The organism is Martelella radicis (assembly GCF_014196625.1).
GTDB classification, from domain to species: Bacteria; Pseudomonadota; Alphaproteobacteria; order Rhizobiales; family Rhizobiaceae; genus Martelella; species Martelella radicis.
This window is the reverse complement of record NZ_JACIDZ010000024.1, coordinates 1-12,742: the sequence shown is the minus strand read 5'-3', so window position 1 is coordinate 12,742 and position 12,742 is coordinate 1. Positions and strand designations below refer to the sequence as shown.

The following is a 12,742-nucleotide window of genomic DNA, read 5'->3' as shown; positions in this document are numbered from 1 at the left end:
GAAGGCTGCCTGCTGACCATGGCGTTGATCCAGTTTGAAAATGTGGGATTGCGATACGGAATGGGTCCGGAAGTCCTCAGGGACATGACCTTCGATATCCCGAAACATTCCTTCCAGTTTCTGACGGGCCCCTCTGGCGCGGGCAAGACGACGTTGCTCCGGCTGATGCTGATGGCGCTGCAGCCGACGCGCGGCCTTATCCGCCTGTTCGATCGCGATGTCGCCGTCATTCCCCACAAGGAACTGCCGATGCTGCGTCGTCGCGTCGGCATCGTTTTCCAGGATTTCCGCCTGCTTGACCATATGACGACCTATGAAAATGTCGCGCTGCCGCTGCGCGTGCGCGGCAAGGATGAAGTCTCCTTCCGCAATGATGTGATCGAACTGCTGAAGTGGGTCGGGCTCGGCGAGCGCCTCCATGTCCGTCCGCCCGTTCTTTCCGGCGGCGAGAAACAGCGCGCGGCGATCGCGCGGGCGCTGATCGATCAACCGGAAGTGCTGCTTGCCGACGAGCCGACGGGCAATGTCGACCCGCCCATGGCGCGGCGCATCCTCAGCCTTTTCGTCGAACTCAACCGGATGGGCACCGCGGTGGTGATCGCCACGCATGATATCGCGCTTATGGATCGGTATGACGCAAGGCGGATGATCCTCTCGGAGGGAAGGCTCGATATCTATGACTAGGCCGCCCCGTTCGATCCGAGACCCCCGTCTGGAGGAGGACCGCCTTCAGCGACAGCGCGAGGAGGAGCGCCGTCGCGCGGCCGCGCGCGCGCGTGAGGAACGCCTGCTTGAGGAGAGGATCCTAGAAGAGCGTCGCCGCGAGGAGATCCGCGTGCACGAGGCCGAAGCGGCGCGCAAGCGCCAGATGCAGCAGGAAGCTGCCGCGCGCGAAGCCGAGCGGGAGAGGGGGGAAAGGGAGCGAGCCGCGGGCGAAAGGGCCGAGGCCGCGCGGACTGCGGCAAGGCGCGTTGAAGAGCAGCGGCAGGCGCGTAATCGCCCGATCCCCTCCGGCACTGACCGGACGTCCTTGCCGCGCGCGGAGCGCCGTGACGTCCCATCGGGCGAAAGACCGGCACGTCGGCAGGATGGCATTCGTCCGGCAATGCCGACCCGGGGAAAGGAGCGTGAAGCTCAAGCGGAAAGACAGACCGCTCGCAAGCCGCCGACGGCCGGCCGGCAGCACGGCAAGCCCACACCGATCGTACCGCCTTCGAACGTCCAGTCGCGGGCGCTGATGGCGGTGATCGCGATCATGGCCTTTCTCGCCTGCCTGACGCTCGGCGCGGTTTCGATGGTGCGGGCCACGGCCACAAGCTGGCAAGGCGGCATCTCCCGTGAGGTGACCATCCAGATCAAGCCGGCCGAAGGGCGCGACATGAATCAGGCTCTCCTGACCGCGCGCGACGTGGCGTTGCAGTTCGTCGGTACGATCGACGGACAGGTGGTGGATGAGGCGGCGACCGAGCGGCTTCTGGAACCCTGGCTCGGAACCGGACTCGATTTCGACGAACTGCCGGTGCCGCGCCTGGTGATCGTGACCATAGACGAAAACAATCCGCCGGATTTTTCGGCGATGGCGGAGGCGCTTCAGGGCGCCGTGCCCGGCGCCTATCTTGATGACCACCGCGCCTGGGTGAACCGGCTTTCGGCCATGGCGGACGCGACGACGACGATCGGCGCCTCGATCATGGCTCTGGTGTTTTCGGCCATGGTGCTGACGGTGGTGTTTGCAACGCGCGGCGCGCTTTCGGGAAGCCGCGACATCGTCGAGGTGCTGCATTTCGTCGGCGCAGAAGGCAGTTTCGTTGCGCGCCAGTTCCAGAACCATTTCCTCAATGTTGCGCTCAAGGGCGCGTTTCTGGGGGGCGGGATGGCCTGCCTGTTCTTCGTGGCCGCGCGCTTCTGGCAATCGCGCTTTCTGGCGACCCCTGGCGCAGACCAGGCGACCGCATTGTTCGGCACGATCTCGATCGGCTGGGGCGCCTATGCGGGCATCCTCCTGACCATCGTCATCATCGCCGCTCTGACCACGCTGACCGCGCGCCTGACGGTGATCCGCACGATCCGGGAGATCGATCGCATCCGTTCGGATCCGGCGCGCACCGATACGCTTTAGCCCCTCCCGATTTTCAACTTATCCGTCGTCGTCGTCCGGCCCGAATTTCAGCTATATCGTCTCTACTGTATGAAAGGCGGCTGAGTGATTCGGTCGGCCGTTGATTCGTGATGAACTCCGGAATGCGCGGAATTTGTGGTCGTCAGGCATCCGGAATGGAAGGACTATGGAAAACGAGCTCGGCAAGCCGCCGGAAAAGAGCGGCCACGGGGATGGTGCGCGAGGACGGGAGGTCACGCGTGCAAGCTCCGTGCTGCGTTTCTTTCTGGCCGCATTTCTTGCCGTGCTGATCGCATTCGGCGGCGGTTTTGTTTGGTTTTCCGCCAATATTCTGTCCGCCAAACCGCCTCCGATCTACGAGACCGACGCGATCGTGGTGCTGACCGGGGGCGCGCGCCGCATCGACGAGGCGCTTCTTCTGCTGGCAGAAGGCGCAGGCGAACGTCTCCTGATTTCGGGCGTCAATCCCTCGACAACGCCGGAAAGCATTCGCAAGACCACGGGTGGCGACAGCCAGTTGTTCGAATGCTGCGTCGATGTCGGCTATGAGGCGCTCGACACCTACGGCAATGCAGTGGAAACCCGCAAATGGATCGAGGAGCACGACTACAGGCGCGTACTGGTGGTTACCAGTGCCTATCATCTGCCGCGCGGCCTGTTTGAATTGCGCCATATCGATCCCGATACCGTGTTTGTCGGCTATCCGGTCCCCATGGGCGAGGGGGATGGGCCCTGGTACGGCAATCTGCGTTATGTGAAAGTGCTGGCCTCGGAATATCTCAAATTTCTGGGCGCGCATGTGCGCGCGGTGACCGGGCTTCGGGTTCTGGGGCCCGCAGAGCAGGAGACATGATCAGCATGGGTGTTCTTCGTTCTCTCGCTTTCAATACGACCTTTTACGTCGGCACGGCGCTGAGGATGATCGTGCAGTCTCCCTATTATTTCTCGACCTCGCGCGAAAACGCCTATCGCGTCGTCGTCCAGGGCTGGGGGCGGTTCGTCAACCGTCAGATGCGCCTTTGGGTCGGCACGACCTTCGAAATCGAGGGGCTGGAGAATATTCCCGACGGACCCTGCATCATCACGCCGAAACACCAGTCCGCCTGGGACACGATCATGCTGCTCCCGTGGATCCCTGATTCCGTCTTCATGCTGAAGCGCGAACTGATCCAGATGCCGCTCTTCGGCTGGTACCTGAAGAAACAGCGGCAGATCGCGGTCGACCGCGCGGCAAGCGGCCGGGCGATGGCGGATGCGATCAAGCGGACGAAGGCCGAGGTGGAAACCGGGCGGCAGCTCATCATCTTTCCCGAAGGCACGCGACGCCCGCCTGGCGCGGAGCCGGACTACAAGCGCGGCATCCAACTGATCTACAGCGGCCTTGCTGTCCCTGTTGTACCGGTGGTCATGCATCCGGGCCTGTTCTGGCCGCGCGGCAATTTTCGACGCCAGAAAGGACATTTCAAGGTGAAGATCCTGCCGGCGATCCCGCCGGGCAAGCCGCCGAAGGTCTTCTTCGCTGAACTGGTCGAGACCATGGAGCGGGAAAGCGACCGCCTGCTTCTCGAAACCGTCGCCGAAAATCCGCATCTCGACCTTCCCGAAGTGACGCGAAAGCGCGTCGCGGAACTGAAGGCAGCCGAAGGGCCTTGAGGGCGCTCAGCCGTGCCTGGGGCGTGGTTGCTCGTTGAGCAGAAGCTTGGCGACCGATTCCAGCGCTGCATCGCCGATGCGCATCTGTTTCAGGTGGTCGACGGTGTTCAGCACATAGTCCCGGTTCGGGCCCGACTGGCCGTGGCCGCGCCGCACGATGTCGGCCGCCCTGTCGATGTCGACCTTGCCCGCATATTGCTTGTGGGAATGGTCGACCACATAGGTGACAGCGGGAACGGTATCGCCATTGTCGAGCCGGATCGGCAGGACAAGTTCGCGATAGACCCTTGTGACCAGTTCGCGGGCGCGCAGATAGGCCATCACCGCCTCCTCGTCATCATTCTTTGCGGCAAAGGCGACGCCCTCGCAAAAGCCGCCCCGGTCGAGACCGAGCACAAGGCCGGGAATTTCCGCGGTTCCGCGATGGACGTAGGAATAAACGCAGAGGCTTCTGTGATAGCCGGAAAGGCGGGCGTTGGCGCGTTTGTGGCTCGGGAAACCCGGATTCCACATCAACGAGCCGTAGCCAAAGACCCAGAATTCGTCCATATGCTATGCCATACTCCGATTGAAACGTAGGACAGAATGGGAAGCCACCATGGCAGGTTCAACCCGCACGCGCAAATATCTGAAATGGTCGCTGATCGTGCTGGTCATCATCCTCATTGCCTATGCGCTCGGCTGGTTCTTCATCGCCCGCACGGTGAAGGCCCGGATTTTCGAACTTCTGGAGGGGCAGAAGGGCAATGAAACGGTCGTAAGCTGCGAGGATATCGGCTATCAGGGCTTTCCTGCAAGCTTCGGCTTTTTCTGCGACAGTCTCCATGTGCGAGACCGGCAGACCGATGCCGTTTTTGATACGCCGCGGCTGCTTGCCGAGGCGCCGGTCTATTCGCCCTGGTCGGTGATGGCGACGGTCACCGGGCCGGCAACGCTTGATAATGACGCAGGCATGATCCTGCGTTCGGAATGGGAACATCTCGGTGGAAAACTGATCTATGGGCGCAGCGGCCCGCGTCTGATCTCCTATGACATAGAGGGGTTGACTGCGCGCTTTGCCGTGCCTGCCGGCCAGCAGGGGACGCTGACGGCCGAATATGCGCAAGGCCTGGTGCGAAACGATGACGGCGATCTCGATCTCGCTTTCACGGTCACCAATGGCGTCTTGCGTCCGCAGAACAATGCCGAGGCCCTGCCGTCCGTCTCCGTCAATGTGCTGGCGACCGTTGATGATGGAGGAGAGCTTCTGGCGAAAAAACAGATTCGCGCCAATGGGCTTCGCGGCAAGAGCGGCATCCTCAACCAGGCGACGCTTGCCATCGGCGATCGCGCCTCTCATATCGCGATTTCCGGACGGTTTTCCTTCGATCAGGGAGGCTATCTGGACGGACGCTTCAGCGTCGAGCTGACCGGCATTGACGGCATTTCCCAAGTCCTGCAGCTCGCCTTCCCGCAGGCAGCGCGGCCGGTCGACACCGTCACCGGGCTGATCAAGTCCTTCACTGGCGGCCAGCGCACCATGACGCTTGATGTGCGGGTGAACCAGGGCCGGGCGATGCTGGGCTTCATCCCGCTCGGCCAGATTCCGCCAGTCTGACGGGATCGCCGTTGGGCTTCAACCCTTCTTGTCGAGCGTGTGGCGGCCGAAGTCCGGCACATCCACATCCTGTCCGGCCTCGATGATCGAGCGGCGGACGTCGCGCGTGCGGGAGAAGAGTTCGAACAGCTTGTCGCCCTCGCCCCAGCGGATCGCCCGCTGCAGATAGGCGAGGTCTTCGGAAAACCGCGCCAGCATTTCCAGAATGGCATCGCGATTGTGCAGGCAGACATCGCGCCACATGGTCGGGTCCGAGGCGGCAAGGCGGGTGAAATCGCGGAAGCCTGAGGCCGAATACTGGATGACTTCCGACTGGGTCACCGTTTCCATGTCGTCGGCCGTTCCGACGATGTTGTAGGCGATGATGTGCGGCAGGTGGGAGACGATGGCCAGCACCTTGTCGTGGTGCTCCGGCACCATCCGGTCCACCGTCGAGCCGAGCGCCTGCCAGAAGGCCGTCAGCTTCTGAAGCGCATCCTCGTCAACGCCTTCCGGCGGCGTCAGGATGCACCAGCGTCCTGCGAAAAGGCCCTCGAAGCCCGCGTCCGGACCTGAATGTTCCGTACCCGCGATCGGGTGGCCGGGAATGAAATGCACGCCTTTCGGCACGAAGGGCGACATCTGGGCGATGACCGAGGCCTTGGTGGAGCCGACATCGGTCAGGATCGCGCCTTTCTTCAGATTGGGCGCGATCTTTTCCGCAACCGCGCCGGACGCGCCGACGGGAACGGAGACGATCACCAGATCGGCGCCCCGGACGGCATCTTCGGCAGCGGCCGTATAGCGGTCGCCGAGCCCCAGCTCTTCCGCGCGCCTCAGCGTTTCCGGCGACCGGGTGGAGACCACGATTTCGCCGGCAAGGCCCCTGGCGCGGATATCACGGGCGAGCGAGGAGCCGATCAGGCCGATGCCGATCAGGGCGATCCGTTCAAACATAACGCTGCTCATGCCACATCCGTTTTCGCGCTTTGGGCCATGAAGTCCTTCAGCGCCGCGATCACGCCGCGATTGGCCTCTTCCGTGCCGACGCTCATGCGCAACGCGTTCGGGAAGCCGTAGCCGGCGACCATACGCAGCACATAACCGCGCGACGACAGGAAGCGGTCGGCATCCGGCGCGCGCAGGCCGTCTTCGTCGGGGAAGTGGATCAGGATGAAATTGGTGACCGACGGCGTCACGGTCAGGCCGAGCGCGGTCAGTTCCCGCGTCAGCGTCTCGATCCATTCGGCGTTGAACGCGGCGGCGTGCTGGGTGAAGCCGTCATCCTTGATCGCGGCCGTTGCCGCCGCGATTGCCGCCGCATTGAGGTTGAAGGGGCCGCGCACGCGGTCCATCGCGCCAACGATCTCGAGCGGGCCGTAAAGCCAGCCGACGCGCAGCGCCGCCAGCCCATAGATCTTCGAGAAGGTTCGGGTCATCACGACATTGGCGTTTTCGGCGACCAGTTCGAGGCCTGCCTCGTAATCATTGCGGCGGACATATTCGGCATAGGCGGCGTCCAGCACAAGGATGACATTCTTCGGCAGGCCGGCATGCAGGCGGCGGATTTCGGAGAAAGGCACGTAGGTGCCGGTCGGATTGCCCGGATTGGCGACGAAGACGATGCGCGTCTTGTCGGTAACCGCTGCAAGGATCGCGTCGACATCGACGGTCGCGTTCTTTTCCTTCACGGTGACCGGCGTCGCGCCATTCGCCATGATCTGGATCTTGTAGACGAGGAAGCCGTGCTCGGTGATGATCGCCTCGTCGCCCTCGCCGAGATAGACATGGGCCAGCAACCCGAGCAGTTCGTCCGAACCGTTGCCGCAGATGATGTTCTTCGTGTTGAGGCCGTATTTGGCGGCAATTGCCTCGCGCAACTGAGTCGCCTGACCATCGGGATAGAGCGCGAGCGTCTGGCTCAGGTTCCGCATCGCCTCGATCGCCTTCGGGCTCGGGCCCAGCGGCGTCTCGTTCGACGAAAGCTTGTACACCTTGGCAACGCCCTCAACATGGTCCTTGCCGGGGACATAGGCGGCAATATCCATGACACCGGGGCGGGGTGTCGGCTTCATCGACTGATCAGGCATAGGAAACCTCGAAAACAACATGTGGCCTCAAGGGCCGTTTTTGAACGGAGAAGGAATAATCAGGATTGGACGCTTTGTCGAGGGCGCGCGGCCCATGCCGGCAAGGCTCTCAGGGCCGGTTGCGCGTGGTCGGCACGCCCTGGGGCGCGAGGGCGGGCACCAGAACCTTGCGCGCGGCGCGCGCTGCAACCGGCAGGCCCTGATAGAGCCGCTTCTGCGCCTCGACGATATTGACGCCGGAAAAGGCCGGCCAGAATGTGCGGCCCGAGCGTTCGAAACTGGAGCGGAATTTCAGCACCGCCCGGCTCTTCGACGGCGGGAAGAACAGCGCCTCGGCAAAGGCGCCGGGGGTGAAATTGGTTTCCCGCAGCAGTTCGGTGATCTGGCTCTTGGAATAGGGCCGGCCATTGCCGAAGGGCGTATGCTCCAGCCGTGCCCAGACGCCGCGCCGGTTGGGCGCGACGATGACGAGACGTCCGCCGGGCGCGAGAATGCGCCAGAGCTCGCGCATGGTCTCGCGCGGGCTTTCGGAGAACTCCAACGCGTGCACCATCAGCACGCGGTCGATCGAGGCGTCGGGCAGCGGCAGTTCGTCATCCATCACCAGCGCGGTGGCCGAAGCCGCATGCGCCGGCCAGTTGATTGCGCCCTGCGAGGCGGGCATGAAGGCCATTACCCGTTCCGCATCCGCGCCGAGCCGGTCGAGATAGGGCAGGCAGTAGCCAAGCCCCACCAGGCGTTCGTCCGGTAGTTTCGGCCAGACGGGAACGAGCGCCATGGCGATCGAGTGGGCGGCAAGCCGTCCAAGCCGTGTGTGATAGAAGGAGCGAAGGTCAACGATATCGGCGTTCATGAGCGAAGTTCAGGCGGCCCCGGTTGGACTTGAGACCGCACAGTACTACATTGAAGCCGACTGGGTAAGCAATCGCGAGGCTTGAGATGACTTCACTGGAAATCGCCGTTTTCATGTGCCGATCCGACAATTACGGGGTGCTGGTCCATGACCCAGAGACGAAAAGGACAGTCAGCATCGACGCGCCCGATGGCGAGAAGGTCATTGCGGAAGCCGAAGAGCGCGGCTGGGTGGTTACCGACGTCTTCACCACCCATCACCACAAGGACCATGTCGAGGGCAATCTTCTTTTGAAGGAGCGTTACGATTGCCGCGTCGTCGGGCCGGTCGAGGAGGCGGTGGTGATCCCCGGTCTCGATCTTGCCGTGGGCGAGGGCGATGAACTGGATTTTGCCGGCCACAAGGTGGATGTCATCGAAACGCCTGGCCACACGGCAGGTCATGTCTGCTATCACTTCGTCGATGACGGTCTGCTGTTTTCCGCCGACACGCTGTTTGCCATGGGCTGCGGCCGCCTGTTCGAGCGCCCGGCCTCCGACATGTGGCCGTCGCTGCAAAAACTGCTGGCGCTGCCGGACGAAACCGAAGTCTATTTCGGCCATGAATATACGCTGGCCAATGCCAAGTTCGCGCTCTCGGTCGATCCGGACAATCAGGTGCTGAAAGAGCGCGCCGAGGCGGTGGCCGCGCTGCGCGATGCCGGCGATTTCACCATTCCGACAACGATCGGACTGGAAAAGAAGACCAATCCCTTCCTGCGGGTCGCCGATCCAGCAATCCGGGCGAAGCTCGGCATGGCCGATGCGAGCGATGCCGAGGTTCTCGGCGAGGTCCGCCGGCTGAAGGACAATTTCTGATGGCCGGCGCTCCGACAGCCGAAGCCATCATCGATGCATTGGGCATGCAGCAGCATCCGGAAGGCGGCTGGTATGCGGAAACCTTCCGCGACACGGCCGGCGAACCGGGACGCGGCGCCTCGACGCTGATCTATTTCCTGCTGAAGGCCGGCGAACGCTCGCACTGGCACCGGCTTCTGACGACGGTCGAGATCTGGCACTATTATGCCGGCGCGCCGCTGAAGCTGATGGTCTCGCCCGACGGGAGGGCAACCGAGACGATGACGCTCGGGCCGGATATCATGGCCGGCGAACGTCCGCAGGGCGTCATCCCCGCCGGCCAGTGGCAGGCGGCGGAAAGCACGGGCGACTTCACGCTGGTGGGCTGCACCGTCGCCCCCGGCTTTATCTTCGATGATTTCGAACTCGCTGCTCCGGACTGGGCGCCGGCCGGCTGAAACGCCTCAGGCCTTTTTCCGGACGATCATGTCGCGCGCGGCAAGAACCGCGCCGCCGGTGATCAACAGGCAGGCGACGATCACGCGCCAGCCCGGCTCGCCGAAGCGGGCGACGAGGAGCACGATGGTCGAAAACAGCGGCGCGGCATAGCTTGCCGCCCCCAGAACCTGGATATTGCCCCTCTTCACGCCGTAGTCCCAAGCATAAAAGGCGATGCCGACCGGAAACAGGCCAAGGCCGACAACCGCCAGCCACTCAGTTGCCGTCTGCGGCCAGACGGTTGTTTCAAGCAGCAGGTGGCAGAAAAGCGAAAGCACCGAGGTCGCGAGGCAGAAGCCGGTGACCACATCGGTCGAGACCTTGGAAAAGGACCGCGAGATCAGCGAATAGCCCGACCAGGTGAAGGCGCAGAGAAAGGCGGCGATATAGCCGAGCGTGTATTCGCCGCTGATCGTCAGCCCGCCGCCGCGGGTGATCAGAAGCGCTGTTCCGGCAAAGCCGGCGATCGCGCCTGCGATGTGATGGGCCTTCAGCTTCTCGCCCGGCAGCAGCGCCGATCCGACGACGATCAGGAGCGGCCAGAGATAGGCGATCAGTCCGGCATCCACGGCGGGCGCGTTGCGCAAGGCGGTGAAATAGAGGAAGTGGTAGCCGAACAGGCCGGCAATGCCTGCGATCCATACCTTTGCCGGCTGGCGCAGCGCATGGCGGCGTTCCGGCCGCGCGATCAGGACCGCAATCCCGGGAAGGCTGGCGATGGCAAAGGCGATGGCCGAAAGCTGAAATGGCGGCACATCGCCGGAGGCCGCCGTGAACAGAGCCAGAAACGACCACATGATGACGGCCGAGAAGCCGATCAGCGTTGCGCGCATGATGAGACAGCCCGTGTATCAGACGCCGAACTTCGAGGCGTAAATCGTCAGCCTGCCGATCTTCAGCGGGATTTGCGCGGTGACCGGGGCATAGACATTGAGTTCATCGTTGAAGGCGAACCAGACGACCAGCTCACGCGTGTTGGCGAGATACTCGATGTCGTCGTCCATGCGCTCATAACCGGCGATCGGGCGGAAGCGGATGGCGCAGCCGACCGCGCGGCCGGAGAAGCCTGTGGTGGAAAACGGCTTGGTGCCGGCGGACGCCAGTTCCAGGTTCAGCCGCGTCTCGCCGTCGAAGATCGCGATCTTGCCCTGGCAGGGATTTTGGGACGGCGGCAGCAGCAGGGCCGAGATCGGATCAATCACGCCGCGCAGATGCTTTGCGGTGACGTCGACCCAGTCATCGCCGCGCGGACCGGGATCCGGCTCGATCGTTGAAGACACAACGCGCTTGCGGGAGAACTCCGCGCCGTAGTCGCGGGCATAATCGCCGTCGCGGTAGCTCAGATCGAATTGGCGGGTCTCGGGGCGGCCGTCCTTCCAGTCGCCTTTAGCATCGACCTTGACCGCGATCGAGGTGAAGAGATTGCCGATTCCCGCCGCCTTGATGTCGGCGGCAATCCGGTAGTCGCCGTCATTGACCGTGGTGTTGAATACGGCATCGGCAATCTTGATGCCGGAGAAGGCGATGGTATAGACGGTCTGCTGGGTGATATCATCGGCCCTGGTTGCAGCCGACGTAAATAGAAAAACCATAGCGATTACAGTCTGATAAATGATGGTTTTTCTCATGTCGCTCTCTCGCACCCGTGATATGGTCGTTCCTGCTCACCTGTTTATGCGTCAGGCGGGCTGAAAAAAACAGCGGTAAATTTTCGCGTCCCCGTGAAAATCCGGCTTCCTGCCTTGACCTTTGCGTGTCGCCCGATTATAGAACCGCAACTTTCCAATTAGCCGCCAATTGGATCGCGGGACTAGGCCGTCCCGTTGTAAGCCGTTGGCTGAAGACGAGTATAGGTGAAATCATGTCCCGCACGTGTGAATTGACTGGCAAGGGCGTGCTGTCCGGCAACAATGTCAGCCACGCCAACAACAAGACCCGCCGCAAGTTCCTGCCGAACCTGTGCCGCGTGACGCTGATGTCCGAAGCCACCGGCCAGAGCTATCGCCTGCGCGTTTCCGCTGCAGCGCTGCGCTCGGTTGAACATCGTGGCGGCCTCGACGCATTCCTGATCAAGTCCGGCGAGGGCGATCTGTCGCCGCGCGCGCGCCTGATCCGCAAGGAAATCATCAAGAAGACGGCTGAACAGGCCGCCGCCTGATCTTCAGGCAGTTTTGAAACTGGAGAGCCTTGCTGCCCGGCAGTAAGGCTTTCTTTATTTGTCCTCCAACTGGTGGCATCACCCAGGATAAAAAAATGCGACAGTCGCAATCCGTCATTATCTACAGCCTGCTGATGGCAGGCGTCGTTCTCGCCTCCAACATTCTGGTTCAGTATCCCGTTCAGGGCATGGTCTACGGCATTTCGCTTGCCGACCTACTGACCTGGGGCGCGTTCACCTATCCGCTTGCCTTTCTCGTCAACGACCTGACCAACCGTCAGTTCGGTCCGACGGCCGCGCGCAAGGTGGTCGTCGCCGGCTTCGTCGTCGGCGTCGCCTTTTCCTTCTACGCCTCGGTGCCGCGCATCGCGATCGCCTCCGGCACGGCGTTTCTGGTGGGCCAGTTCCTCGACATCACGCTGTTCAATCGCCTACGCCGCCAGAGCTGGTGGAAGGCGCCGCTTGTCGGCTCGCTGTTCGGCTCGATCCTGGATACGGTTCTGTTCTTCTCCATCAGCTTCGCCGCCATCTTCGCCTTCATCGGCGCCAATGATGAATTCGCCCTCGGCATCGCGCCGCTCTTCGGCGTCTTTTCGTTCATGGAGGTGCCGCGCTGGGTTTCCTGGGCGCTGGGCGACCTTTCGGTCAAGCTGATCTTCAGCCTCGTCATGCTGCTGCCCTATGGCGCGCTGATGACCTGGCTGAGGCCGATGCGGCCGGTGAATGCGTAAAGGCTTGGTTCCGCGTTCGCGCGTCTTGCTACATGGCCTCCGGCACACTCTACCGTCATCCCGGCCTTGAGCCGGGATCCAGGGCCATACGACTGGCCTTTCGGCGTGGTGTGAACGGATAAGTTTGCAAGAACCGCCCTGGCAACTGTATTGTTTTGTACCTGTTCAGGCTGGTTTGTACATGGTCTGATCTCTTAGCATTGCGTTTGCAAGGGTTAGGATTTTTCG

15 protein-coding genes are annotated in these 12,742 nt (G+C 62.5%); 9 read left to right on the top strand and 6 right to left on the bottom strand.

Annotated elements, in window-relative coordinates:
• Window positions 1-24: 24 nt before the first annotated feature.
• From ftsE to GGR30_RS21990, 4 genes are all read left to right on the top strand, one after another.
• Window positions 25-684, top strand: coding sequence for a cell division ATP-binding protein FtsE (ftsE, locus tag GGR30_RS22005; RefSeq protein WP_183491277.1), 660 nt, complete (start codon window positions 25-27; stop codon window positions 682-684).
• Window positions 685-1,105: 421 nt separating this feature from the next.
• Entirely contained in the window at window positions 1,106-2,119 is a 1,014-nt protein-coding gene (locus GGR30_RS22000; RefSeq protein ID WP_183491276.1) for a cell division protein FtsX, read from the top strand.
• 166 nt (window positions 2,120-2,285) lie between these two features.
• A complete protein-coding gene (locus GGR30_RS21995; RefSeq protein WP_183491216.1) occupies window positions 2,286-2,972 on the top strand; it encodes a YdcF family protein in 687 nt (228 codons plus the stop codon).
• 5 nt (window positions 2,973-2,977) lie between these two features.
• Complete coding sequence (locus GGR30_RS21990) at window positions 2,978-3,772, top strand: lysophospholipid acyltransferase family protein (RefSeq protein WP_183491214.1); 795 nt, start codon at window positions 2,978-2,980, stop codon at window positions 3,770-3,772.
• Window positions 3,773-3,778: 6 nt separating this feature from the next.
• Here the strand turns inward: GGR30_RS21990 and GGR30_RS21985 are convergent, their stop codons facing one another.
• Window positions 3,779-4,321 (bottom strand): gamma-glutamylcyclotransferase, encoded by a 543-nt coding sequence (locus GGR30_RS21985; RefSeq protein ID WP_183491212.1) that lies wholly within the window; start codon window positions 4,319-4,321, stop codon window positions 3,779-3,781.
• A 49-nt stretch (window positions 4,322-4,370) separates the two neighbouring features.
• Here GGR30_RS21985 and GGR30_RS21980 point away from each other — a divergent pair, with 49 nt between their 5' ends.
• On the top strand, window positions 4,371-5,369 hold the full coding sequence (locus GGR30_RS21980; RefSeq protein ID WP_183491210.1) for a DUF2125 domain-containing protein: 999 nt from the start codon (window positions 4,371-4,373) through the stop codon (window positions 5,367-5,369).
• 18 nt (window positions 5,370-5,387) lie between these two features.
• Here the strand turns inward: GGR30_RS21980 and GGR30_RS21975 are convergent, their stop codons facing one another.
• The 3 genes from GGR30_RS21975 to GGR30_RS21965 all read right to left on the bottom strand — a co-directional run bounded on the left by GGR30_RS21975 (window position 5,388) and on the right by GGR30_RS21965 (window position 8,291).
• Window positions 5,388-6,317: a prephenate/arogenate dehydrogenase family protein gene (locus GGR30_RS21975; protein WP_183491208.1), complete on the bottom strand. Its 930-nt coding sequence runs from the start codon at window positions 6,315-6,317 to the stop codon at window positions 5,388-5,390.
• Entirely contained in the window at window positions 6,314-7,423 is a 1,110-nt protein-coding gene (hisC, locus tag GGR30_RS21970; protein WP_246414114.1) for a histidinol-phosphate transaminase, read from the bottom strand. Before hisC ends, GGR30_RS21975 begins: the two co-directional genes overlap by 4 nt.
• Window positions 7,424-7,547: 124 nt before the next feature.
• The gene (locus tag GGR30_RS21965; protein WP_183491205.1) at window positions 7,548-8,291 is read right to left on the bottom strand and encodes a class I SAM-dependent methyltransferase; all 744 of its coding nucleotides are present in this window, start codon (window positions 8,289-8,291) and stop codon (window positions 7,548-7,550) included.
• Between the two features lie 86 nt (window positions 8,292-8,377).
• Between GGR30_RS21965 and gloB the strand changes: the two genes are divergently transcribed.
• On the top strand, window positions 8,378-9,148 hold the full coding sequence (gene gloB / locus GGR30_RS21960; protein ID WP_183491203.1) for a hydroxyacylglutathione hydrolase: 771 nt from the start codon (window positions 8,378-8,380) through the stop codon (window positions 9,146-9,148).
• A complete protein-coding gene (locus GGR30_RS21955; protein WP_183491201.1) occupies window positions 9,148-9,585 on the top strand; it encodes a cupin domain-containing protein in 438 nt (145 codons plus the stop codon). The genes gloB and GGR30_RS21955 overlap by 1 nt, the downstream gene beginning before the upstream one ends.
• A gap of 6 nt (window positions 9,586-9,591) precedes the next feature.
• Here the strand turns inward: GGR30_RS21955 and yddG are convergent, their stop codons facing one another.
• Window positions 9,592-10,458, bottom strand: coding sequence for an aromatic amino acid exporter YddG (gene yddG, locus GGR30_RS21950; RefSeq protein ID WP_183491199.1), 867 nt, complete (start codon window positions 10,456-10,458; stop codon window positions 9,592-9,594).
• An 18-nt stretch (window positions 10,459-10,476) separates the two neighbouring features.
• Window positions 10,477-11,217, bottom strand: coding sequence for a DUF3108 domain-containing protein (locus tag GGR30_RS21945; RefSeq protein WP_183491197.1), 741 nt, complete (start codon window positions 11,215-11,217; stop codon window positions 10,477-10,479).
• A 269-nt stretch (window positions 11,218-11,486) separates the two neighbouring features.
• Here GGR30_RS21945 and rpmB point away from each other — a divergent pair, with 269 nt between their 5' ends.
• Together rpmB and GGR30_RS21935 are read left to right on the top strand one after the other, a co-directional pair.
• Window positions 11,487-11,783 (top strand): 50S ribosomal protein L28, encoded by a 297-nt coding sequence (rpmB, locus tag GGR30_RS21940; protein ID WP_106307561.1) that lies wholly within the window; start codon window positions 11,487-11,489, stop codon window positions 11,781-11,783.
• A gap of 95 nt (window positions 11,784-11,878) precedes the next feature.
• A complete protein-coding gene (locus tag GGR30_RS21935) occupies window positions 11,879-12,514 on the top strand; it encodes a VUT family protein (protein ID WP_183491195.1) in 636 nt (211 codons plus the stop codon).
• Window positions 12,515-12,742: the final 228 nt, after the last annotated feature.

Excerpts from the sequence above, each read along its gene's own strand:
- GGR30_RS22000 (WP_183491276.1), top strand. The coding sequence starts at position 1,106 with ATGCCGACCCGGGGAAAGGAGCGTGAAGCTCAAGCGGAAAGACAGACC.
- GGR30_RS21995 (WP_183491216.1), top strand. The coding sequence starts at position 2,286 with ATGGAAAACGAGCTCGGCAAGCCGCCGGAAAAGAGCGGCCACGGGGAT.
- GGR30_RS21990 (WP_183491214.1), top strand. The coding sequence starts at position 2,978 with ATGGGTGTTCTTCGTTCTCTCGCTTTCAATACGACCTTTTACGTCGGC.
- GGR30_RS21985 (WP_183491212.1), bottom strand. The coding sequence starts at position 4,321 with ATGGACGAATTCTGGGTCTTTGGCTACGGCTCGTTGATGTGGAATCCG.
- GGR30_RS21980 (WP_183491210.1), top strand. The coding sequence starts at position 4,371 with ATGGCAGGTTCAACCCGCACGCGCAAATATCTGAAATGGTCGCTGATC.
- GGR30_RS21975 (WP_183491208.1), bottom strand. The coding sequence starts at position 6,317 with ATGAGCAGCGTTATGTTTGAACGGATCGCCCTGATCGGCATCGGCCTG.
- hisC (WP_246414114.1), bottom strand. The coding sequence starts at position 7,423 with ATGAAGCCGACACCCCGCCCCGGTGTCATGGATATTGCCGCCTATGTC.
- GGR30_RS21965 (WP_183491205.1), bottom strand. The coding sequence starts at position 8,291 with ATGAACGCCGATATCGTTGACCTTCGCTCCTTCTATCACACACGGCTT.
- gloB (WP_183491203.1), top strand. The coding sequence starts at position 8,378 with ATGACTTCACTGGAAATCGCCGTTTTCATGTGCCGATCCGACAATTAC.
- GGR30_RS21955 (WP_183491201.1), top strand. The coding sequence starts at position 9,148 with ATGGCCGGCGCTCCGACAGCCGAAGCCATCATCGATGCATTGGGCATG.
- yddG (WP_183491199.1), bottom strand. The coding sequence starts at position 10,458 with ATGCGCGCAACGCTGATCGGCTTCTCGGCCGTCATCATGTGGTCGTTT.
- GGR30_RS21945 (WP_183491197.1), bottom strand. The coding sequence starts at position 11,217 with ATGGTTTTTCTATTTACGTCGGCTGCAACCAGGGCCGATGATATCACC.
- rpmB (WP_106307561.1), top strand. The coding sequence starts at position 11,487 with ATGTCCCGCACGTGTGAATTGACTGGCAAGGGCGTGCTGTCCGGCAAC.
- GGR30_RS21935 (WP_183491195.1), top strand. The coding sequence starts at position 11,879 with ATGCGACAGTCGCAATCCGTCATTATCTACAGCCTGCTGATGGCAGGC.